Genomic DNA, 21,406 nt, shown 5'->3' with positions numbered 1-21,406 from the left:
CCCGTCCCGCCCCGTTCGCCGCCACCCCGATCCCGCCGGAGGAGCCCATGCCCGTCGTCCCCGTCCGCCTCTTCGCCGGAGCCGCCGCCGAGTACGGCGCCGATGCCGCCACCGCCGAGGGAGCGACCGTCGCCGAGGCCGTCGCGGACCTCTGCGCGGGCGCGAGCGAGCGGGCCGTCACCGTGATCGGCCGCTCCAGCCTGCTGGTCAACGCCGTCGCCTGCCGCGACACCGCGCAGGTGCTGCACGAGGGCGACCGCATCGACGTGCTGCCGCCCTTCGCGGGCGGCTGACCGGCGCGAGGCGCGGGCCTCAGCCCGGCACGATCTCGATCCCCGCGGGCGGACCGGCGGCCCGCACCGCCTCCATGCCCCCGCGCAGGGACCGCACCCGGATCCCCTGCTCCGCGAGCAGCCGCTGCGCGCTCGCCGAGCGGGTGCCGGCGGCGCAGGTCAGCACCGCGCCGGCCAGCCCCGCGGGCGGCGCGGCGAGCAGCGTGCCCATCGGCCGGTGCTCGGCCCCGGCGACCATGCCGCCGACCACCTCCTCGGCCTCGCGGATGTCGATCAGCCGCACCCCGGCGGCGAGCAGCGCGGACAGCTCCGCGGCGGTGACCTCCTCGCTGTCCCCGCCGGGACCGGGCAGGCCGCAGCTCAGCCGCAGGTCCTCCAGCTCGGTGACGGGGGCGCGCCGCGGGTCGCGGGCCAGCGGCAGCTCGTCCCAGCGTCCGCGCAGGGCGTCGTGCAGCAGCACCCGGCCGTGCAGGCTCTCGCCGATGCCGGTCAGCACCTTCACCGCCTCCATCGCCATGGTCGCGCCGATGGTGCCGCAGAGCATGCCGAGCACTCCGGCCTCGGCGCAGCTGGGCACCTCCCCCGGCCGCGGCGGCACCGGGTGAAGGTCTCGGTAGGTGGGACCGGTGCCGGCGGCGCCGTGGAACACCGCCACCTGCCCGGCGAAGCCCAGGATCGAGCCCCACACCTCGGGCAGATCGAGAATCTCGCAGGCGTCGGAGACCAGGTAGCGGGTGGGGAAGTTGTCGGCCCCGTCGATCACCAGGTCGTGGCCGGCCAGCAGCGCGAGGGCGGTGCCGGGCACCACGGCGTCCACCACGGGCTCGACCTGCACCTCGGGGTTCAGCGCGGTGAGGCGCTCGGCGGCCACGCGGGCCTTCTCCCGGCCCTCGTCGGCGGCGGTGAACAGCACCTGCCGGTGCAGGTTGCTGGCCTCCACCCGGTCCGGGTCGATCACGGTGAGGTGGCCGACGCCCGCCGCGGCCAGGTAGGTGAGCACGGGTGCGCCGAGTCCCCCGGCACCGACCACCGCCACCCGGGAGCGGCCCAGGCGCTCCTGCCCCGCGAGGCCCAGCTCGGGCAGGCGGGTCTGGCGGGCGTAGCGCGCGGCGGCGGGGTCGGGGGTCATGGGCCCATCCTCCCTCGGAGGCGGCTGGACCGGACCGGACGGTTCACCCTTCAGGAGCCCCCGAGGGTGTGTCATGCACAGGAGCACCCTCCGCACCAGCCCTTTCCGGCATGTGGCAGCCCGAGGAGGTGACCAGCAGGGACGGAGGCTCGGTAACGATTCGAACATGGCCTCGCGAGAATGCAAGCGGGCACACGTGACGTGGCCTACAGTGCTGGAAATTACTCGCCGGTCCCCCACCGACGTGGGTCCGCGTTCCGACCATCCGAGGACTTCCCCCGTGCTCCACCAGCTTCGTCCGTCCGGGTCCCCCGCCCGGGACGTCTGCCCGGGAATCACCAGGGCCCCCGCCCCGACCTCCGGTCATCCGGAGGTCCGCGGATGACCACCTACATCCTGCGCCGCTTCGTCAACTACGCGATCCTCACGGCCTTCGCGACCGTCTTCGTGTACATCGCGGCGAGCCTGTTCTTCTACCCGCGCAAGCGCTACCTCGGCCGAAACCCCCCGATCCCGGAGTCGACGCAGGACGCCATCCTCTCCGGCTACGGGATCAACGACAAGGACCCCGTCCTGCTGCGCGCCTGGTGGTGGTTCGAGCGGATCATCACCGAGCCCTTCCCGGAGAAGCTCGGCCAGGACCTCACCGGCAACTGGGTGATCCAGGAGATGGGCACCCGGGCGGGGGTGAGCCTGCGCCTGCTGGTGCTCGGCTCCCTCATCGCGGCCGTGCTGGGCGTGGTGCTCGGCGTCTGGGGCGCCGTGCGGCAGTACAAGGCCTCGGACCAGATCGTCTCCTACGCCTCCTTCGTGCTCATCTCCACCCCCACCTTCGTCGGCGGCGTGGTGCTGATGATCCTGGCGACGGAGCTGAACAACCTGCTCGGCTTCCAGGCGATCCGCTTCACCGGCTCCTACACCCCCGGATTCACGGGCTGGGAGAAGTGGTGGGACTACGGCGTCCATCTGCTGCTGCCCACCATCGCGCTGGCCCTGTTCGGCGCCGCCGGGTACTCGCGCTACCAGCGCTCGATCATGCTCGACGTGCTGGGCAGCGACTACATCCGCACCGCCCGGGCCAAGGGCGCCACCCGCAGCCGCGCCCTGGTCAAGCACGGTGTGCGGGTCGCCCTGATCCCCATGTCCACCTACTTCGCCTACAACTTCGGGACCCTGGTCTCCGGCTCGGCCTTCCTCGAGATCGTCTTCTCCTGGCGCGGCATGGGCCAGTACGGCATCCAGGCGGTGCAGCAGTCCGATGTGAATGCCCTCGCCGGCACCGTCTGCTTCACCGCGATCCTGCTGCTGATCAGCTCCACCCTCTCCGAGGTGTTGTACGCCGCCCTCGATCCGAGAGTGAGGGTCTGAGCCTTGACGATGTCCACCACGCCCCCGGCCGACCGCGCCGGGGACCTCGCCGAGGACCTCGAGCCCACCGCGGGCCTCGCCCGGCACCAGAAGCGCAACCGTCGCCGGCAGGAGGACAAGCCCTATCGTCCGGTCTCCCGCTCTCGCCTGGTGCTGCGCCGCCTGCGCACCAAGCCGAACTTCTGGATCGGCGGCGTGATCGTCCTGCTGATCGTGCTGTTCGCCCTGTTCGGGGACCTGATCAACGTGTACGAGCTGAACCAGGCGGACCCCTACAGCTTCAACTCCCCGCCGAGCGCGCAGCACTACTTCGGCACCGACGCGATCGGCATGGACCTCTACGCCTCCATGACCGAGGCCCTGCGCATGTCCCTGCTGATCGGCTTCCTGGCGGCGCCCCTGGCCACCCTGGTCGCCGCATTCCTGGGCTCCCTCGCGGGGTACCTGGGCGGCATCTTCGAGACCCTCACCAACTCGCTGATCAACCTGCTGCTGGTGCTGCCGGTCTTCTACATGTTGATGATCATCTCCCCCGCACTCGCGACGCCGGAGACCCTGCCCGAATGGCTGCAGTGGATCGGCTTCATGCCCTCCTGGCTGCTGCTGGTCATCGCGATCGGCCTGTTCAGCTGGATGATCATGGCCCAGATCGTGAAGAACCAGACGAAGTCGCTGAAGGAGCGCGAGTACGTCAAGGCGGCCCGCTTCATGGGGGTGGGCACCCTCGCGATCCTGCGGCGCCACATCATCCCGAACGTCGCTTCGCTGCTGATCATCGACGCGGCCCTCGGCGTCGCGATGGCGATCCTCGCCGAGACCTCCCTGTCCTTCTTCGGCCTCGGCATCCAGGCCCCCGCCGTCTCCCTGGGCACCCTGCTCCAGGACGGCACCGGCGCCGCCGTCTCCCGCCCCTGGCTGTTCGTGATCCCGGCCGGCTTCCTCGTCGCCCTGCTGACCGGCGTCGCCCTGGTCGGCGACGCCCTGCGCGACGCCATCGACCCCACCAGCGAGGTGAACCGTGCCTGAGCCCCTGCTGCAGGTGAAGGACCTGACCGTCACCTTCCCGAGCACCTCCGGCGACGTCCGGGCCGTGCGCGGCGTGGACTACCGCGTCGACGAGGGCGAGTTCCTCGGGATCGTCGGCGAGTCCGGCTCCGGCAAGTCCGTCTCCTCCCTCGCCGTGATGGGCCTGCTGCCCACCTCGGCCCGCATCGAGGGCGACCTCCGATTCCGCGGCCAGTCCCTGCTGGGCATGACCGACCGGGAGCTCTCCGCCCTGCGCGGCGACCAGATCTCGATGATCTTCCAGGACCCCCTCTCCGCCCTGACCCCCGTCTACACGGTGGGCCAGCAGATCGAGGAGGCCCTGCACCTGCACCACAAGGGGCTGCGGGCGGACAGCGCCCACAAGCGGGCCGTGGAGCTGCTGGAGCTGGTCGGCATCCCCGGCGCCGAACGCCGCCTGAAGGCCTTCCCCCACGAGTTCTCCGGCGGCATGCGCCAGCGGGCCATGATCGCCATCGCGATGGCGAACGACCCCTCGCTGATCATCGCCGACGAGCCCACCACCGCCCTGGACGTCACCATCCAGGCGCAGGTGCTCGAGGTGCTGCAGACCGCCAAGGAGGTCACCGGCGCCGCGGTCGTGCTGATCACCCATGACCTCGGCGTGGTCGCGGGCAACGTCGACCGGGTCGCGGTGATGTACGCCGGGAAGCTGGTGGAGACCTCCGGCGTGGACGAGATCTTCGCGGCCCCGCACATGCCCTACACGATGGGTCTGCTGCGCTCGGTGCCGAACATGCTGACCGCGGGCGAGCAGCGCCTGGTGCCCCTGGAGGGGCGCCCGCCGAACCTCGCCAAGCCGCTGGTCGGCTGTCCCTTCGCTGAGCGCTGCCCCGCGGCGGTGGACCGCTGCCGCGCGGAGGAGCCGGAACTGGAGGCGCGTTTCGGCGACGGCCGCGCCGTGGCCTGCCACCGCGCCGAGGAGATCGCCGCGGGCACCCTCCGCCCCGAGGACGTCTTCCCCCGCCCCGAACCCGAGCAGCGCGAGGTCGCGGTCCGGGAGGACGCCGGGCCGATCGTCGCCGCCGAGGGCCTGGTGCGGCACTTCCCCCTGTACCGCGGCGCCGTGTTCCGCCGCGTGGTGGGCACCGTGAAGGCGGTCGACGGGGTCGACTTCGAGGTGCAGCCCGGCCAGACTCTCGGCCTGGTCGGCGAGTCCGGCTCCGGCAAGTCCACCACCAGCCTTGAGCTGATGGAGCTGGTGCCCCCGCAGTCCGGCTCCCTGGTGGTGGCCGGCAAGGACGTCTCCACGCTCGACAAGAAGAGCCGCCTGGCCCTGCGCAAGGACGTGCAGATCGTCTTCCAGGACCCGATGGCCGCCGTCGACCCCCGCCTCCCGGTGGGCGAGATCATCTGCGAACCCCTCACCGTGCACAAGGTGCCGCGCCAGGAGCGCGACCGCCGCATCGGGGAGATGCTGGAGCTGGTGGGTCTCGAACCCGAGATGGCCGACCGCTACCCCCACGAGTTCTCCGGGGGGCAGCGCCAGCGCATCGGCATCGCCCGGGCGCTGATCACCGAGCCGAAGGTGCTGGTGCTGGACGAACCGGTCTCCGCGCTCGACGTGTCCGTGCAGGCCGGGGTGATCAACCTGCTGGAGGACCTGCGCGACCGCCTCGGGCTGTCCTACCTGTTCGTCGCCCACGACCTCGCGATCGTCCGCGAGATCGCCGACACCATCGCCGTGATGTACCTCGGTCGCATCGTCGAGTACGGCCCCGTCGCCGAGGTCTACGAGAAGGCCCGCCACCCCTACACCCGGGCCCTGATGAGCGCCGTGCCGGTCCCCGATCCGGTGACCGAGCGCAGCCGCCGCCGGATCCTGCTGACCGGCGACCAGCCCAGCCCCACGGAGGACATCCCGGGCTGCAACTTCGCCTCCCGCTGCCCGCTGCTGCCGCTGCTCGACGAGGAGCGTCGCGGCCGTTGCCACGGCGAGGACCCGACCCCCGTCCGCCACGGAGCCTCGCGGGTGGCCTGCCACCACGTGGACTCCATCGACCGGCTCGACACCGTCGACGCCGCCCCCCAACCGTCCGTCACCCCCTGACGACGTCCCCACCAGGAAGAGGAATCCCCCATGAAGATCACGAGCACCCGCCGACTGTTCCTCGCCGGCACCGGCGTCGTGGGCAGCGCCGCCGCCCTCGCCGCCTGCGGCCAGCAGTCCGCCGAGGAGCAGGCCTCCCAGGCCGCCGCCGACAACGACGCCGCCGCCGAGGCGCAGGGCGACCTGCCCAACACCGGCTGGGAGAGCATGGACTACGCGGACGTGCCCGAGGGCGGCACCCTGACCCGCGCGGTGAACCAGCTCCCGAACAACTGGGTGTACCAGCACGCCGACGGCGCGCTGGCCGACCTCTCCGACGTGCTCGGCCCCATGGGCGGCGGCTCCGAAGCGCTCTTCATCCTGATGAGCGCGGACGGCGAGGCGAGCATCAACCCCGACTACATCGCCTCCGCGGAGCTGACCAGCGAGGACCCGCAGACCGTGGCGCTGAGCCTGAACCCCGATGCCGTCTGGGAGGACGGCTCCCCGATCGTCATCGACGACCTGATCTCCTTCTGGCAGGCTTGCAACGGCTCGAACGAGGACTACCAGGTGGCGACCACCACCGGCTGGGACAAGATCGAGTCGATCACCCAGACCGACGACGAGTACACCGCCGAGATGGTTTTCGCCGAGCCCTTCGTCGACTGGATCACCCTGCTGCACCCGGACGTGCCCGCCTCGATCTCCGGGGACGTGGACACCTGGAACGAGGGCCACGTGGACACCCCGACCCCCTCCAAGGGCCCCTTCAAGGTGGACAGCCTCGACCAGACCGGCGGCGTGGTCACCCTGGTGCCGAACGAGAACTGGTGGGGCCGCGCCCCCAAGCTCGAGTCGATCGTCTACCGCGTGGTGGAGCAGACCACCCAGCCCCAGTCCTTCGCCAACGGCGAGATCGACATCCTGAACATCGGCACCGGCGACGTGCTCTCCCAGGCTGAGGGCCGCTCGGATGCGACCATCCAGCGCACCAACGGCCTCACCTGGACCCACCTCACGCTGAACGTGGAGGGCGGCAACGGCGCCCTGGCCGATCCCCTGGTGCGTGAGGCCATCGCCCGCGGCGTGGACCGCGACGCCGTCGGTCGGGCCGTGGTGGAGCCGCTCGGCGCCCCGGTGGTGCTGAACGACAACTTCATCTACATGCCCGGCCAGGAGGGCTATGCCGACTCCTTCGGCGGCCTGACCTTCGACGCGGACGCCGCCGGCGCCCTGCTCGACGAGGCCGGTTGGACCCTGGAGGGTGAGAGCCGCACCAAGGACGGGGAGACCCTCACCCTGGGCATCGTGGTCCCCGCCGAGACCAAGTCGAACGCGGACCGTGCCAACCAGGTGATGACGAACCTGAGCGCCCTCGGCGTCACCGTCGAGATCCAGGAGGTTCCCGGCGACGCCTACTTCGACGAGTACGTGAACCCGAAGGCCTTCGACATGGTCACCTTCTCCTGGGTCGGCACGCCCTTCCCGGAGACGAGCTCCACCAACATCTACACCCCGGTGGACTCGCAGCAGAACTACACCAACTACTCGGACGACCGCCTCGCGGATCTCGACTCGCAGATCCAGGCCGAGTTCGACGACGCCGCCCGGCAGGAGCTCGCCAACGAGTTCTCCACCGTGCAGGCCGAGTCGTACACGGTGATCCCCTTCTACGCGACCCCCGAGGTGTGGGGCGTCAAGGAGGGCATCGTGAACTTCGGGGCGCACCTGTTCGAGTACCCGGACTGGACCCAGGTCGGCATCAGCTCCTGATCCCACCCGGACCCACAGGACGGGGCCCCTCCGCCGCACGGCGGAGGGGCCCCGTCCCTGTCTCGGGGGGACTCAGACGAGCAGTCGCACCGCCAGCAGGGCGGTGGCCGCCCCGAGGACGGCGAGCACCTCGACGTGCGGGCGGGTGGTCGATGGTGGCGCGGCGTCCGTGCCGGTGCTCGTGCCTGCGCGGTTCTCCCAGGCGTCCATCCGGCGTCCGAGCAAGGCCGAGGGGCTCGCCTGCTGGTCCCGTAGCAGGCGCTGCTCGGCGCTGGGCCGTTCCCGGCGCCGCTCCCGGGCGCCCCGGGGGGCCTCGCCGTGCCCGGTGTCGCGCCGCCGCCAGGGGGTGTCCCGCGGCAGCCCCGGCGCGTTCCACGCCGTGATCGTCCGCTCCTCGCCCTCGGCGCCCCGCACGTCGAGACGCAGCATCGAACCGAGCCGCACCCGCTCGATCGCGGCGAAGGGCACCCGGTGGATGCGCAGGATGTTCCGCACCTCCACGTGATCGTCGTCGATCACCAGGCAGGGCGCCCACAGCAGGGCCCACACCCCGGCGAGCAGGAACAGCGGCAGGGGCAGCAGCGCCACCCCGGCCCAGCCGGTCGCGATCACCGCCTCCGCGGAGAGCGCGAGCGCCACCACGGCGGCGAGCACGCAGATCACCAGGGCGCTGCGGGGTCGGAGGGTCACCCGGCCGCCCGGGTCGGGGGCGGGAGCGGAGGGGCTGAAGGGCATGGATCCACTCTAGGGGCGGCGCCCCGGGGTTGCCTGGGGATCGCGCGGGATGACCCAGGGCAGAGGTGCCGAGGTCAGAGCCGGATCGCGAGCGCGCTGCCGCGCTCCTGACCCTCCAGCAGCACCACCATCTCGGCACGGCCGTACGGCGCCAGGCGGCTGCCCTCGAGGATCTCCACCGCCTCGCGACCGTCGGCGCCGAGGCGGAGGCGTCCGGGCAGGGCCGTGGTGGTGCCGGGTCGGATCTCGGGCAGCGTGCCGGTGAGGTCGACGCGCCGCGGGCGGGCGTCGGCGCCGGGCAGCAGCGGCCGCACGAAGAGCTGCGCCCCCACGAGCGCCCCGACGGGGGTGCCGGGCAGGTGCACGACGGGCACCGTGGTGCCGGACGGGCCGGGCAGGGTGCCGGCGCCCTGGGGGCCGCCGGGGCGCAGGGCCAGGTGCACGAAGCGGGAGGTGCCGGTGCCGCGGGGGCCGAGGGCCGCCTTGACCACGTCGACGGCGCCCTGGCTGATGCCGCCGGTGGTGACCACCAGGTCGGCGCCCCGGGCAGCCCCGTCGAGCACGCGGTGGAGCTGATCGGGGTCGTCGCCGCTGCGCAGGGTGCGCACGGCGGCGCCCTCGGCCTCGAGCACGGCGCGCAGCATCGCCCCGTTGGACTCGCGCACCGCCCCCGGGACCTCCTCGCCGCTCAGCTCGTCGCCGGTGGCGACGACGGTGAGGCGGGGCCGCGCCCAGACGGGCAGGGTGGTGATGCCGAGGGTCGCGGCCAGGCCCAGCAGTCCGGCGCCGACGCGGTCCCCGGCCTCGGCGAGCACCTGCCCGCGGGACACCTCCTCCCCCGCGGTGCGCACGTGCCGTCCGCGCGGCGTCTCCCGCAGCCGCACCCGGCGGGGGGCCGGACCGGTGGGGCGGGCGTCGCTGTCCTCGACGGGCACGACCGTGTCGGCGCCGGCGGGGATCGGGGCGCCGGTCATGATGCGGGCGGCGGTGCCGGGCGGCAGCGGCGCCGGGACCCCCGGCCGGGCGGGCAGCTCGGCGGCGACCTCCAGCGGCTCGCAGCCGAGGTCCGCGTGACGCACGGCGAAGCCGTCCATCGCGGCGACGGGGTGCGCGGGCAGCGGATCGGGGGCCAGTAGCGGCGTGGCCAGCAGCCGGCCGCGGGCGGCGGCGAGCGCGACGGTCTCCCGGCGCGGGGCGACGGCGAGGTGGTCGAGCAGCCGTGCGCGCCAGGCCCAGGGGTCGGGTCGCTCGGGGCGCATCGGCTCCTCCTCGGCGCACGGGGACAGTGCTGGCATCTTCGCACGGGCACGCTGGGCAGGGCCGGGACTCTCCACCGTCGCATCCCGTCGCCACCTGCCGCTGCTCGCTCCTGCGTCCCCCGCCCGGTCAAGCCGTCCCGCGGGGCCTCCCCCACCCCTCGGCTCCCGGGTGCAGAATGGGACCATGCGTGAGATCCGCTTCGATCGCTTCGGCGGCCCCGAGGTCCTGACCCTGCACACCGACGCCCCCCGGCCCGACCCGGCGCCGGAGGAGGTGCTGGTCGAGGTGTCCTACGTCGGGCTGAACCCCCTGGACTACAAGATCCGCGACGGCTCCTCCGGGATGGCGAAGGATCTGGAGCTGCCCGCCGGCACCGGCCGGGAGATGGCCGGGGTGGTGGTCGGCTCCGGCGACGGCCTGGACGAGTTCGAGCTGGAGGCGCGCGGCCTCGCCCCCGGCACCCGCGTGTTCGGGATGCGCGCCCCGGGCGACCGCCGCGGCACCGCCGCCGAGGTCATCGCGATCTCCGCCGACGACCTCGCCCCGATCCCCGGGGAGGTCACCGCCGAGGACCTGCCCCGCTGGGCGGGGCTGGCCCTGGTCGGCCTGACCGCCATCGCCGCGATCCAGGATGATGCCGCGATCCGCGAGGGCGAGACCGTGCTGGTGCACGGCGGCGCCGGCGGCGTCGGCCAGCTGCTGATCCCGATGGCGCTCGAGGCCGGGGCCGCGCAGGTGTGGGCCACCGGCCGCGCGGCGAACGCGGAGCGCATCCGCGCCCTCGGGGCCACCCCCATCGCCTACGACGAGCAGGACTGGCCGGCCGAGATCACCGCCGCCACCGGCGGGCGCGGCGTGGACGTCGTGCTGGACACCCACTACTTCTCGACCTTCGGCCCGAGCCTGGACGTGCTCGCCGACGGCGGCCGCATCGTCGTGCTGCCCTCCCTGGCGGACACCGCCCCGGCGATCGAGCGCGGTATCGAGGTGCACGTGCCGCGCATCACGCCGGGCCGTGACCGCCTGGACCACCTGGTGCAGGGACTGCGTTCCGGCGCCTACCCGCTGGAGGCCTCGCAGGTGCTGCCGCTGGGCGAGATCGCCGAGGCGCACCGGCTGCTGGAGGAGGGCCACACCCGCGGCAAGCTGGTGCTGGACGCCCACGCCTGACCCGCGCGCACCCCAGCGCCTGACTCCCGTGGCGGGCGGCCCGTCCCGCCCGTCACCCGGTCCCCTGCCCGGGCCCGGGAGCCGCAGGTCCCGCGGGTAGGGTGACCGCCATGCCCTCCCCCGCCCCCGGTGACGACCTGCAGGCCATCGAGCCTTTGCTCCACCCCGAGGGCTGGGCGCTGCTGGCCTCCCTCCCGCCGTACCGGGAGCAGGACGCCCTGGCCCAAGGCGCCGCACTGCGGCAGGCCGGACACTCCCCCGAGCTGGTGGCCGCCGCCCTCACCCAGGCGAGGCTGCGCGCCAGCGGCGCCGAGAAGTTCGGCGAGTTCGCCGCCTCCATGCTGTTCACCGCGCAGGGCCTGGAGCAGGCGACCCGGCTGCCCGTCGCCGCCCTGCACGCCGAGCGCTTCCAGCGGGCCGGCGTCGCCTCGGTGGCGGACCTGGGCTGCGGCATCGGCGGCGATGCGATGGCGATGGCGGGGCTCGGCCTGGACGTGCGCGCCGTGGACCGCGACCCCCTCACGGTCGCCGTCGCCACCGTGAACCTGCGGCCCTTCCCGACCGCGGGCGTGCACCTGGGCACCGTCGAGGAGCACGACCCCTCCCTCACCGAGGGTGTCTGGCTGGACCCGGCGCGGCGCGCTCCCGCCCGCGGCGCGAGCCGCCGCACCCATGATCCGGAGGACTACTCCCCGCCGCTGTCCGCCGTGCTGGACCTCGCACGCAGGCTGGGCACCGACGGGGAGCTGGGTCCGCTGGGCGCGAAGCTCGGCCCGGCCGTGGAGCGGGAGGCGCTGCCGGAGGACGCCGAGGCGCAGTGGCTGTCCCTGCACGGTCAGGTGCTGGAGGCGGCCCTGTGGTGCGGCCCGCTGGCCCGCGCCGGGGTGTCATCCTCGGCACTGGTGATCGACCGGGGCGGCGCGCACCGCCTGGACCGGGGCACCGAGGGCCTGCCCGATCCGGAGCCGGGCCCCCTCGCCGGGCACCTGTACGAGCCGGACGGCGCCGTGATCCGGGCCGGGCTGATCGGCCGTCTCGCCGCGGACCTCGAGGCCCGCACCCTGGATCCGACCATCGCCTACCTGAGCTCGGACCGCCGCGTGGACACCCCCTTCGCCCGCGGCTACACGGTGCGGGACGTGATGCCCTTCGGGATCAAGCGCCTGGTCGCCTACCTGCGCGAGCACCGCCTGGGCGTGCTGGAGATCAAGAAGCGCGGCACCGCGGTGGAGCCGGAGGAGCTGCGACGCAAGCTGCGCCCCCGCCGCTTCGGGGACGAGAAGGCCACGCTGATCCTCACCCGCATCGCCGGGGAGCAGCACGTCATCATCGCCTCCCCCCACGCCGTCTGAGCTGCTCCCACACCCCTCCTCCGGCGCCCGGGCCACACCTCCCGCCCCCTTCTCGCCGCCGCGTGTGCACGAACCCGCTCCTGGTGGTCGCGCACCTGCACATGTGCAGGTGCGCGACCACCACAGACAGGTCTGTGCACGCCCCCGCGCACCGGACCTCCCGAATCCGGCCACCCTCCGGCGAGCCCACGAGCCGGTGACACCATGCGGTGATGCCGCCGGGGGCGCCAGGCTGGACGCCATGTACTGCACGGACTCGATCTGCACCCCGAGCCGCGCCTCGATCCTCTCGGGCACCTACTCGCACCTCCACGGCGCCGCCACCATCCACTCGAGCGTCGACGACCGGGTGCGCACCTTCCCGCAGGCCCTGCAGGACTGCGGCTACCGCACCGCCCTGTTCGGCAAATGGCACCCGGGGCATGCCCCGGAGAACGACCCGCAGGGCTTCGACGAGTGGAGGATCTACCGCGGCCAGGGCGAGTACTGGGGCTCCGAGATGTACGGCCTCGACGCCGCCGGGGACCGGGTGGACGAGCCCGTGCCGGGCTACGCCACCGACACCGTCACCGCCATGGCGCTGGACTGGCTGGACCGCACTCGCGCCGAGCACCCGGAGAAACCGTTCTGCCTGCTGCTGCACCACAAGGCGCCGCACCGCGAAGGGACCCCGCACCCGCCCCACGCGGAGCTCCACCCGGCCGGATCGATCCCCGAACCGGAGACGCTGTTCGACGACCACGAGGGGCGCAGCCGCGCCGTGCGGGACGTGCGCATGAGCATCGCCGACGACCTCACCGAGACGGACCTGAAGCAGCCGCTGCTGGACGACACCGCCGACGCGGCCACACGCGAGGAGTGGCCGGACGCCATGTACTACCGCTACCGGGAGCACGAGGACCCCAGCCACCACGCCCCGGCGCATGACGGCATCCGCGCCCGGCTGGAGCAGCGCCTCGCCGCCCTGCAGGAACACTACGGCGACCGTCCCTACGAGGGCCCTGACACCCCGGTGCCGGAGTGGGGCGGACGGCAGGAGGACGTCGGTTCCGCCATCGGCGCACAGGCCTGTGACGCCCGCGACGCGGGCCGCTCATCCGCCAGGACCCGCGACTACCGTGGCGGACATGTGGCAGATGATGGACCTGCTGTACGGGCACAAGAAGACGATGGTCAGCGCCGAGGAGGCTCTGCCGGGCCGCGAGCGCTACCCCTACCCGCTGGTGCGCGAGCACGAGGTGCTGGGCACCGACATGCTCGGCCCTGACGCGCCCACCGGGCCGCGGCCCTGGCCGGAGGACACCGAGGAGATCATCCTCGCGGGCGGCTGCTTCTGGGGCATCGAGCGGATCGCCTGGCAGGTGCCGGGCGTGCACACCACCTCCTCCGGGTACGCGGGCGGCTTCACCCCGCACCCCACCTACGAGGAGGTCTTCTCCGCGCAGACCGGGCACGCCGAGGCGGTGCGCGTGATCTACCGGGGCGGGGAGGACACCCTGCGGGCGCTGCTCACCCAGTTCTGGGAGCAGCACGACCCGACCACCGAGAACCGGCAGGGCAACGACGTCGGCACCGAGTACCGCAGCGCCGTCTACTGGACCACCCCCGAACAGGGCGAGGTCGTGATGGCGAGCAAGCGTGCGTACCAGGGCGCCCTGGCCGAGGCCGGCCGCGGCCGCATCACCACCGAGCTGTCCCCGCTGGCCGAAGCCGGCGACGGCGTCTACTACACGGCCGAGCCGGAGCACCAGCAGTACCTCGCCAAGAACCCGATGGGCTACTGCAACCACGGCTTCAACGGCGTGGCCTGCGCGATCGACTGATCACAGCCCGGCTCACGTGAGGGCTCTCACGCGGCCACGGAACGATCACACACCCCTGACCTGCACCGGGCAGCGCCCACGGGTCTAGCGTGAGCGGCATGCTCGACCTGCTGGCCGCCTCGCCCCTGCTGACCCTGTTCGCCGTGATGGCGCTCGGCTCGGCGCTCGGGGCGATCCGCTTCGGGCCGGTGCGCTTCGGCGCGGCCGGCGCGCTGTTCGTCGGCCTCGCGGTCGGGGCGCTGGATGCACGGCTCGGCGAAGGGCTGGAGCTGCTGCAGGCCATCGGCCTCGCCCTGTTCGTCTACACCACCGGCCTCGCGGCCGGGGCCACCGTGTTCCGGGACCTGCGCACCCAGACCCGCCTGATCCTCGGCGCGAGCGCCCTGCTCATCGCGACCGGTGTCGCCGCGGCGCTGGCCGCCTGGCCGCTGGGGCTGGGCTCCGGGATGGTCGGCGGCATGTACGCGGGCATGTTCACCGCCACCCCCGCGCTGGACACCGCCACCGAGGCCGCCGGCGGCTCCACCGACCCGGCCGTCGGCTTCGCCATCGGCTACCCGGTGGGTGTGCTGGTCACCCTGCTGATCCTCAGCGCCCTGGGCGGTCGCACCCTGCCCGGCCACCGCGACCCGGCCCCCGCCTCCGCGGCGGGCCTGATGAACCTCACCGTCGAGGTGGAGCACCCGATGCGGGTGCGCCGCATCCCCGGCATCGCCGCCACGGCGGGCCTGTCGGGCGGACAGGTGCGCATGTCCTACCTGCTGCGCGACGGCGAGCTGCGCGTCGCCCGGCCCGAGGACTCCCTCGAGGTGGGCGACCGGCTGCTGCTGGTGGGCGTGCCGGAGGCCGTCGAGCGCGCCGCCGACACCCTCGGCCACCGGGTCCCCGAGCACCTGGCCGACGACCGCTCCGTCGTCGACTACCGCCGCTACATCGTCTCGGACCCGCAGGTGGCCGGCCGCACCGTCGCCCAGCTGCGCATCCCCCACCGCTTCGGCGGGATCATCACCCGGGTGCGGCGGGGCGACCGCGATCTGCTGGCCCTGCCCGACATGACCCTGCAGCTCGGCGACCGGGTGCGGGTCGTGGTGCCGCGCGAGCGCAAGGAGGAGCTGTCCGCCCTCTTCGGCGACTCCGAGCGCAAGCTCACCGAGGTGGACTGGGTGCCCGTGGGCCTGGGCCTGGTGCTCGGCATCCTGGCCGGGATGGTGGCCCTGCCTCTGAGCGGCGGGGCGAGCATCGCCCTGGGCGCGGCCGCTGGCCCGTTGGTGGTCGGCCTGATCCTGGGCCGGCTGGAGCGCACCGGCCCCCTGGTGTGGGCGATGCCCGCCTCGGCGAACCTCACGATCCGCCAGTTCGGCCTGGTGGTGTTCCTGGCGACGGTGGGTCTGTCCAGCGGGCAGGCCTTCGCCTCCACCGCCGTCACCGTGACCGGCGCGCTGGTGGCGGGCCTCGCCGCGGTGCTGACCCTGGGCTCCGTGCTGGCCGTGTGGGGCCTCGGCCGCCTGGCCGGGATGAGCGCGCCCCGCACCCTCGGCGCCATCGCCGGCTTCATCGGGCAGCCCGTGCTGCTGGGCCACGTCGCCTCCCTCACCGACGACGAACGCGCCGACTCCGGCTACTCGGCACTGTTCGCGCTCGGGATGATCGTGAAGATCCTCGTCGTGCAGCTCATCGTGATGCTCTGAGCGCCCGTCGGACCCGTTCCGGCGCGCGCCCTCACGACCGATACCCTCACCGGGTGACCCCTGCCGACCCCGACCCCGTGGAGCCGACGACGGCGCACCGCCGGGCCCGGCTGCTGGTCCCGCTGGCCCTCGCGCTGCTGGCCACCGCCGCCTATGGGCTGCTCGGCACCCAGCAGTGGCGCAACCTCGTCGCCCCCTCCTGGGACCTGGGGATCTTCACCCAGCTCGCCAAGGCCTACGGCACCTTCTCGGCACCGATCGTGCCGATCAAGGGCGACGAGGTGAACCTGCTGGGCGACCACTTCCACCCGATCCTGGTGCTGCTCGCGCCCGTGTGGTGGATCTGGCCCTCCGGCCTCGCCCTGCTGTGGACCCAGGCGCTGATGTTCGGCGCCTCCGCGATCCCGCTCACCCGGCTCGCGATCGACCGGCTGGGCGCGCCGCTCGGAGCCCTGGCCGGGGCCGCCTACGCCTTCTCCTTCGGGCTCCAGTCCGCGGCGGCCGTGCAGTTCCACGAGATCGCCTTCGCGGTGCCGCTGCTCGCGCTGTCACTGACGGCACTGCTGCGGGGTCGGGTCCTGGCGGCGGCGCTGTGGGCGGCGCCGCTGGTGCTGGTCAAGGAGGACCTGGGGCTGACGGTGGCGGTGCTGGGCGCGGTGATCGCCTGGCGGCACCGGGAGCACCTGCGCACCGGGCTCGGCCTGGCCGTCTGGGGCGGGGCATGGTTCCTGGCCTCGACCTTCGTGATCCTGCCGGCGCTGAACACGGCCGGGCAGTACGACTACACCGACAACCTCGGCTCGGTGCTGGAGGTGTTCTGGCCGCCCGCGAAGTACCTGCTGGTGCTCATGCTGGTGCTGGCCGCGGGCGTCGTCGGGCTGCGCTCCCCGCTGATGCTGCTGATGATCCCGACGCTGGCCTGGCGCTTCACCGGCACCGTGGAGTTCTACTGGGACTGGTACTGGCACTACAACGCGGTGCTGATGCCGATCGCGCTGGCCGCGCTGCTCGACGCCCTCGGGGATCTCCGCAGCGGCCGCGCCGGCTCCTGGGGCCGCGGCGACCGCCCCCGGCCGGGCCGCACCGTGGCGGTGGTGGCGGTGTGCCTGAGCGCCGCCGTGACCCTCGCCCTCGGAGGCCGGATGCCGGTGCTGGACGTGCTGCGCCCCGCGTCCTGGGAGCTGAGCTGGCGGGCAGAGCCCGCGGCCGCAGCCCTGGAGGCGGTGCCCGACGGCGCCGTGGTCGCCGTGGACATCTCGCTGCTGGCCCCGGCCGTCACCGATCACGAGGTGCAGTGGATGCACGGCCCGAACACCCACGTGCCGGAATGCGTGCTGGTGGACGAGATGAACTTCGCCTGGGGCGGCACCCCGCCCGCCGATGCCGCCGCCTGGGCGGCCGAGGAGTGGGGCGTCGCCTACGAGACCCGCTACGAGGACGGCGGCTTCGTGGTGGCCTGCCGGCCCTGAGCCGGTTCCCGCCTCACCCCTGCCTCACACCTTCGCGGTGCGGTTCCGGCGCGCGCTCGGATCGGCCAAGGACTCCTGATGGCGGGTGCGTGCCCATTCCATGCGCAGCCGCCACGGCGAGAGCCGCTCGGCGGCGATCGCGAGCCGCAGCCCGCTGGTCAGCGTCGAGTCGGGACCCGTGGCGGGCAGCGCGGCGAGCTCGCGCTTCATCCCGGCCAGGTCGGCGGCCAGGCCGCTGGTGGCCCACCGGGCGACCACCTGGGCGAGCGGACCGCGGGTGTCCAGCAGTCCGTGCCCGGCGCCCGGGATCTCCAGCAGGGCGGCGCCGGGAATGCGGGCGGCGAGGTCCCGGGCGATCTGCGGCGGCCGCACCAGGTCCCGGGACCCGGCCAGCACCGTGGTGGGAGCCGTGATCGTCGCGGCCAGGGCGGGCATGTCCCAGGGCTCCCCGGCGAAGGGCGCCACGGCGCGGGCCTGGGAGCGGGCGAGCACCAGTGGGTCCATCGGCCCGCCGTCGGCGGCGTGGCCGTAGCCCAGCTCGGTGTGGGCGATGGGCGCGGCGAGCTCGTGCTCGACGACGTACGGGGTGGACTGCAGCCAGTCCTGGGCGAGCACCTGGCGGATGCTGGACCAGGTGAGGCGGCCGCGGCCCTGCACCAGCAGGTCCACCAGGTCGCGCACAGCGGCCGGCCCGCCGTGCTCGTGCACGGCCAGCACCACGGGCCCGGCGTGGCGTGCGTCGACCACGCCCTGCTCCACCATGCGGCGCAGGGCCGCCGCGGTGGTGGAGGTGGCGGGAACCTCGCCGTCCCAGTAGTGGGCGCGCAGGGCCCGCTGCCCGGCCCGTTCATCCTCCGCGGAGGTCAGCGGGGAGTCCAGCACCAGCGAGAAGACGCGGTCCGGGTGGAGCGCGGCGAGGGCCTGGGCGAGGTAGCCGCCGTATCCGGTGCCGTGGACGGCGACCTGCGGCACCCGAGCATGGTCGAGCACGGCCACCAGGTCCGCGAGCACCTCGGTGGCGTGCATGGCGTGCCGCGGCAGGTCGCGGCCCTCGGCGTCCAGGCGGGACAGGCCCACCCCGCGGTGCTCCATCATCAGGACCTCGACGCCGCGGCGGGCAAGCGCCCGGCGGGTCCCGTCGTAGGGCAGCACGGATCCCATGCCGGGGCCGTCCGGGATCAGCAGCAGCGGCACCTCGGGCGGGGCCGCCTCCCGGCCGCCGGTGCCGGTGACCGGGGCGCGGTGACGGGGCGTGGTGCGGGTGTAGCGCAGGGGGAACAGCCGCGGGTCGTCGGCGGAGACCTCCCGGTAGACCGTCATCAGGTCCTGCCGGATCGACAGCAGGTCGTCCTGGGCGGACCTGCTCAGCAGCGCGTCGGCATTCCTCATGCACGATCCCCGAGCTGATCCCACAGGAACGTGTACATCAGGGCGTTCATACGGGCGGCCTGCTCGTTGGTGGCGGCGCCGCCGTGGCCGCCCTCGATGTTCTCGAAGGCGCGCACGTCCGCGCCGATCGACTCCAGCGCCGCGGTCATCTTGCGGGCGTGGCCGGGGTGGACCCGGTCGTCGCGGGTGGAGGTGAGCAGGAAGGCCGGCGGGTAGGCGGTGTCCGCATCCAGCAGGTGGTAGGGGCTGAAGCGGCGGATGAACTCCCAGTCGGCGGTGTCGGGGTCGCCGTACTCGGCCATCCAGGAGGCGCCCGCCAGCAGGTGGGAGTAGCGCTTCATGTCCAGCAGCGGCACCTGGATCACCACGGCGCCGAACAGCTCCGGGTACTGGGTGAGCATGTTGCCGGTGAGCAGGCCGCCGTTGGAGCCACCGCGGACGGCGAGGTGGGCCGCATCGGTGACGCCGCGCTCGACGAGATCCCGGGCGACGGCGGCGAAGTCCTCGTAGGCGCGCTGACGGCGCTCGGTGAGGGCGGCCTGGTGCCAGGTCGGCCCGTACTCGCCGCCGCCGCGGATGTTCGCGATCACGTAGGTGCCGCCGCGCTCCGACCATGCCTTGCCGGTGGCCCCGAGGTAGGCGGGGGTCAGGGAGATCTCGAAGCCGCCGTAGCCGTACAGCAGCGTCGGGGCGGGCCCCTCCCCCGCCTCGGCGGGGCCGATCTGGAAGTAGGGGATGCGGGTGCCGTCGGCGCTGAGCGCGAAGTGCTGGGTGACCTCGAGGCCCTCCGCGTCGAAGCGGGCGGGGGTGGTGCGCAGGGTCTCGGGCTCCTCGGGATGCCCGCCGAGCGGCACCTCGACGAGGTCGGCGATCCGCAGGCCGGTGGGCTCGAGGAAGTCGGTGACGCTGAGCCAGATCCGGTCGTCCACCTCGGAGTCCACGGCCCGCACCCCGAGCGCCCCGGTGAGCTCCGGGAAGAGGTCCTGGTGCACCCAGGCGCCGTGCTCGTCGCGGTGGTGCACCTCGAGCCGGTGCACCACGTCCTCCAGCACCGTGAGCACGAGGGTGCCGCGGGTGATGGAGAGCCCGGCCAGGGAGGTGGTGGGGGTGGGTTCGAACAGCATGGTCAGCTCGGGGCGGCCGTCGAGGAAGGCGGCGAGGTCGCCGACGACCAGCGAGCCGGCGGGATAGGTGGTGCCCTCGACCTCCCAGTCGCTGCGCGGGGAGAGGATCGCGAGGTCGCGGTGGGCGCTGACCTCGAGGTCCCCGGGGACGTCGATGCGGATCAGGGCCGGCGGCTGCTGGCCGCGGTCCACCAGGTAGTGGGTGGAGTCGTAGAAGGCATGGGCCTGGATGACCCAGTCCCGCTCCCAGCCGGGGGTGGAGTCGTGAGCGGCGAAGACGGCCATGTCGGTCTCGGCGGCTTCGAAGACCAGCTCGGCCTCCGCCAGCGGGGTGCCGCGGCGCCAGATCCGCGCTTGGCGGGCGTAGCCGGAGGTGGTGAGCGTGTCCTCGCCGAAGTCGGTGGAGACCCAGACGGTGTCGCGGTCGATCCAGCTCAGGCCGCCCTTCGCGGCGGGGCGCAGGAAGCCCTGGCCGCCGTCCTCGGGCGGGGGCACGAAGGAGAGGGTCTCGAGGTCGAACTCGCGGGTGACGTCGGCGTCGGAGCCGCCGTGGGAGAGGTCGATGAGGGCGTGGCGGTAGGGCTCGCCCTCGGCGGGGCGCAGCAGCTGGGCGCCGTGCCACACCCAGTCCTCGTCCTCCTCGCGGTTCAGGTCGTCGACGTCCAGCAGGATCTCCCACTCCGGGTCCCCGCCGCGGTACTGCTCCATGGTGGTGCGGCGCCAGAGGCCGCGCTCGTGCTCGGCGTCGGTCCACAGGTTGTAGAGGTGCTCGCCGCGCAGGGTGACGGCGGGGATCCTGTCCTCGGCGTCGAGGATCGCGAGGATCTCCTCCTGCAGGGTCGCGGCGAGGGGCTCCCCCGCGGGCTCGTCCGGGTCGGGCACGGCGTCGAGCTCGGCGGCGGCGCGGTCGTTGCGCTCGCGCACCCAGGCCAGGGCGTCCTCGCCGGTGACCTCCTCGAGCCAGAGGTGCGGGTCGCTGCTGCCGTCGCTCGCGGGGAGCTGCGGGTCGGAGGGGGCGTGCTCGCTCATCGGGTCTCCTTCTGCTCGGCCACGAAGGCGTCGAGGGTGCGCTTCCAGGCGTCCTTCCAGACCTGCCGGGCCGCGGCGGTCTCCAGGCCCTTGTGCTCGACGGCCAGGGTGCTGCGGTCCTCGCCCTTGGCGCTGATGTTGATCGAGGCGCGGGAGCCGTCGTCGACGGCGGCGCGCCAGTAGCGCCACCGCTCGGTGGCGCTCAGCGATCCCTCGGCCATGCCCAGCTGCTCCCGGCGCGCAGGGGTCATGAAGGCGTCGAAGGCCTGCTGCACGGCGTCCATGTCACCGGGGACCGTGCGCGAGGCGGAGGCGGAGAAGTCGCCCTCGCAGCTCTGCCCGACGACGCGCCGTCCGATCACCTGCTCGTAGGCGACGGTGACGGCCTGGGCCCACCAGCCGTCCAGCTCGTGCTCCTCGGCCAGATGCCGGGCCAGGGCGGCGTGGTCGAGGTCCCTGCCGCCGCGCTCGTCCAACCGGGCGGTCCAGGTGGTCAGCGGCACGCCGGTGCCCGTGGCGATCCTGCGGGCCTGCGGGTGCTCGGCCGGGTCGATCACGTGCGGCGCGGGCACGTCGCCGGGCGTCTCGGAGCTCATGGCGCCAGCCTACGGCGCGGCCCCGACGATCCTCGCCCGTGTGTCCGGGAACGTCGGAGGAAAGTCCACTTTTCCACCATCTCGGGCGCGTATCCCGGGTGGGCGTGGAAC

17 protein-coding genes are annotated in these 21,406 nt (G+C 73.6%); 11 read left to right on the top strand and 6 right to left on the bottom strand.

Features of this window, described 5'->3' with window-relative positions:
- Positions 1-47 precede the first annotated feature (47 nt).
- Positions 48-293 carry a MoaD/ThiS family protein gene (locus OM98_RS06625; RefSeq protein WP_010533816.1) on the top strand — a complete coding sequence of 82 codons (246 nt, stop codon included), beginning with the start codon at positions 48-50 and terminating at the stop codon, positions 291-293.
- Between the two features lie 19 nt (positions 294-312).
- Here OM98_RS06625 and OM98_RS06620 read toward each other — a convergent pair whose 3' ends face one another.
- On the bottom strand, positions 313-1,422 hold the full coding sequence (locus OM98_RS06620) for a ThiF family adenylyltransferase (RefSeq protein ID WP_010533815.1): 1,110 nt from the start codon (positions 1,420-1,422) through the stop codon (positions 313-315).
- 381 nt (positions 1,423-1,803) lie between these two features.
- Here OM98_RS06620 and OM98_RS06615 point away from each other — a divergent pair, with 381 nt between their 5' ends.
- The 4 genes from OM98_RS06615 to OM98_RS06600 are packed head-to-tail and all read left to right on the top strand — an operon-like array spanning position 1,804 to position 7,660.
- Positions 1,804-2,790: an ABC transporter permease gene (locus OM98_RS06615; protein ID WP_010533814.1), complete on the top strand. Its 987-nt coding sequence runs from the start codon at positions 1,804-1,806 to the stop codon at positions 2,788-2,790.
- 9 nt (positions 2,791-2,799) lie between these two features.
- The gene (locus OM98_RS06610; RefSeq protein WP_010533813.1) at positions 2,800-3,816 is read left to right on the top strand and encodes an ABC transporter permease; all 1,017 of its coding nucleotides are present in this window, start codon (positions 2,800-2,802) and stop codon (positions 3,814-3,816) included.
- Positions 3,809-5,905, top strand: coding sequence for an ABC transporter ATP-binding protein (locus OM98_RS06605; RefSeq protein WP_010533812.1), 2,097 nt, complete (start codon positions 3,809-3,811; stop codon positions 5,903-5,905). The genes OM98_RS06610 and OM98_RS06605 overlap by 8 nt, the downstream gene beginning before the upstream one ends.
- A 30-nt stretch (positions 5,906-5,935) precedes the next feature.
- Positions 5,936-7,660: an ABC transporter family substrate-binding protein gene (locus OM98_RS06600; protein WP_010533811.1), complete on the top strand. Its 1,725-nt coding sequence runs from the start codon at positions 5,936-5,938 to the stop codon at positions 7,658-7,660.
- Positions 7,661-7,732: 72 nt separating this feature from the next.
- Here OM98_RS06600 and OM98_RS06595 read toward each other — a convergent pair whose 3' ends face one another.
- Both OM98_RS06595 and OM98_RS06590 read right to left on the bottom strand, forming a co-directional pair.
- On the bottom strand, positions 7,733-8,395 hold the full coding sequence (locus OM98_RS06595; RefSeq protein WP_010533810.1) for a PH domain-containing protein: 663 nt from the start codon (positions 8,393-8,395) through the stop codon (positions 7,733-7,735).
- Positions 8,396-8,469: 74 nt separating this feature from the next.
- Positions 8,470-9,654, bottom strand: a complete 1,185-nt coding sequence (locus tag OM98_RS06590; protein ID WP_010533809.1) for a molybdopterin molybdotransferase MoeA — start codon at positions 9,652-9,654, stop codon at positions 8,470-8,472.
- Positions 9,655-9,838: 184 nt separating this feature from the next.
- Here OM98_RS06590 and OM98_RS06585 point away from each other — a divergent pair, with 184 nt between their 5' ends.
- The 6 genes from OM98_RS06585 to OM98_RS06560 all read left to right on the top strand — a co-directional run bounded on the left by OM98_RS06585 (position 9,839) and on the right by OM98_RS06560 (position 17,157).
- Complete coding sequence (locus OM98_RS06585; RefSeq protein ID WP_010533808.1) at positions 9,839-10,825, top strand: NADP-dependent oxidoreductase; 987 nt, start codon at positions 9,839-9,841, stop codon at positions 10,823-10,825.
- Between the two features lie 110 nt (positions 10,826-10,935).
- Positions 10,936-12,177, top strand: a complete 1,242-nt coding sequence (locus OM98_RS06580; RefSeq protein WP_010533807.1) for a class I SAM-dependent methyltransferase — start codon at positions 10,936-10,938, stop codon at positions 12,175-12,177.
- A 64-nt stretch (positions 12,178-12,241) separates the two neighbouring features.
- A complete protein-coding gene (locus OM98_RS16185; protein WP_342626426.1) occupies positions 12,242-13,444 on the top strand; it encodes a sulfatase-like hydrolase/transferase in 1,203 nt (400 codons plus the stop codon).
- Positions 13,347-14,000 carry a peptide-methionine (S)-S-oxide reductase MsrA gene (gene msrA, locus OM98_RS06570; protein WP_010533805.1) on the top strand — a complete coding sequence of 218 codons (654 nt, stop codon included), beginning with the start codon at positions 13,347-13,349 and terminating at the stop codon, positions 13,998-14,000. The genes OM98_RS16185 and msrA overlap by 98 nt, the downstream gene beginning before the upstream one ends.
- Positions 14,001-14,098: 98 nt before the next feature.
- The gene (locus OM98_RS06565) at positions 14,099-15,688 is read left to right on the top strand and encodes an aspartate:alanine exchanger family transporter (RefSeq protein WP_010533804.1); all 1,590 of its coding nucleotides are present in this window, start codon (positions 14,099-14,101) and stop codon (positions 15,686-15,688) included.
- Positions 15,689-15,741: 53 nt separating this feature from the next.
- Positions 15,742-17,157: a DUF2079 domain-containing protein gene (locus OM98_RS06560; protein ID WP_010533803.1), complete on the top strand. Its 1,416-nt coding sequence runs from the start codon at positions 15,742-15,744 to the stop codon at positions 17,155-17,157.
- 24 nt (positions 17,158-17,181) lie between these two features.
- Here the strand turns inward: OM98_RS06560 and OM98_RS06555 are convergent, their stop codons facing one another.
- The 3 genes from OM98_RS06555 to OM98_RS06545 are packed head-to-tail and all read right to left on the bottom strand — an operon-like array spanning position 17,182 to position 21,295.
- On the bottom strand, positions 17,182-18,546 hold the full coding sequence (locus OM98_RS06555; RefSeq protein WP_010533802.1) for an alpha/beta fold hydrolase: 1,365 nt from the start codon (positions 18,544-18,546) through the stop codon (positions 17,182-17,184).
- Positions 18,543-20,699, bottom strand: coding sequence for a prolyl oligopeptidase family serine peptidase (locus OM98_RS06550; protein WP_010533801.1), 2,157 nt, complete (start codon positions 20,697-20,699; stop codon positions 18,543-18,545). Before OM98_RS06550 ends, OM98_RS06555 begins: the two co-directional genes overlap by 4 nt.
- On the bottom strand, positions 20,696-21,295 hold the full coding sequence (locus tag OM98_RS06545) for a hypothetical protein (protein WP_010533800.1): 600 nt from the start codon (positions 21,293-21,295) through the stop codon (positions 20,696-20,698). The genes OM98_RS06550 and OM98_RS06545 overlap by 4 nt, the downstream gene beginning before the upstream one ends.
- Positions 21,296-21,406: the final 111 nt, after the last annotated feature.

The organism is Brachybacterium squillarum M-6-3 (assembly GCF_000225825.1).
GTDB classification, from domain to species: Bacteria; Actinomycetota; Actinomycetes; order Actinomycetales; family Dermabacteraceae; genus Brachybacterium; species Brachybacterium squillarum.
Note: the sequence above shows the minus strand (reverse complement) of the source record. Positions and strands in the feature narration are given on the sequence as shown.

Coding starts and splice junctions, on each gene's coding strand:
- OM98_RS06625 (WP_010533816.1), top strand. CDS start 48: ATGCCCGTCGTCCCCGTCCGCCTCTTCGCCGGAGCCGCCGCCGAGTAC.
- OM98_RS06620 (WP_010533815.1), bottom strand. CDS start 1,422: ATGACCCCCGACCCCGCCGCCGCGCGCTACGCCCGCCAGACCCGCCTG.
- OM98_RS06615 (WP_010533814.1), top strand. CDS start 1,804: ATGACCACCTACATCCTGCGCCGCTTCGTCAACTACGCGATCCTCACG.
- OM98_RS06610 (WP_010533813.1), top strand. CDS start 2,800: ATGTCCACCACGCCCCCGGCCGACCGCGCCGGGGACCTCGCCGAGGAC.
- OM98_RS06600 (WP_010533811.1), top strand. CDS start 5,936: ATGAAGATCACGAGCACCCGCCGACTGTTCCTCGCCGGCACCGGCGTC.
- OM98_RS06595 (WP_010533810.1), bottom strand. CDS start 8,395: ATGCCCTTCAGCCCCTCCGCTCCCGCCCCCGACCCGGGCGGCCGGGTG.
- OM98_RS06590 (WP_010533809.1), bottom strand. CDS start 9,654: ATGCGCCCCGAGCGACCCGACCCCTGGGCCTGGCGCGCACGGCTGCTC.
- OM98_RS06585 (WP_010533808.1), top strand. CDS start 9,839: ATGCGTGAGATCCGCTTCGATCGCTTCGGCGGCCCCGAGGTCCTGACC.
- OM98_RS06580 (WP_010533807.1), top strand. CDS start 10,936: ATGCCCTCCCCCGCCCCCGGTGACGACCTGCAGGCCATCGAGCCTTTG.
- msrA (WP_010533805.1), top strand. CDS start 13,347: ATGGTCAGCGCCGAGGAGGCTCTGCCGGGCCGCGAGCGCTACCCCTAC.
- OM98_RS06565 (WP_010533804.1), top strand. CDS start 14,099: ATGCTCGACCTGCTGGCCGCCTCGCCCCTGCTGACCCTGTTCGCCGTG.
- OM98_RS06555 (WP_010533802.1), bottom strand. CDS start 18,546: ATGAGGAATGCCGACGCGCTGCTGAGCAGGTCCGCCCAGGACGACCTG.
- OM98_RS06550 (WP_010533801.1), bottom strand. CDS start 20,699: ATGAGCGAGCACGCCCCCTCCGACCCGCAGCTCCCCGCGAGCGACGGC.
- OM98_RS06545 (WP_010533800.1), bottom strand. CDS start 21,295: ATGAGCTCCGAGACGCCCGGCGACGTGCCCGCGCCGCACGTGATCGAC.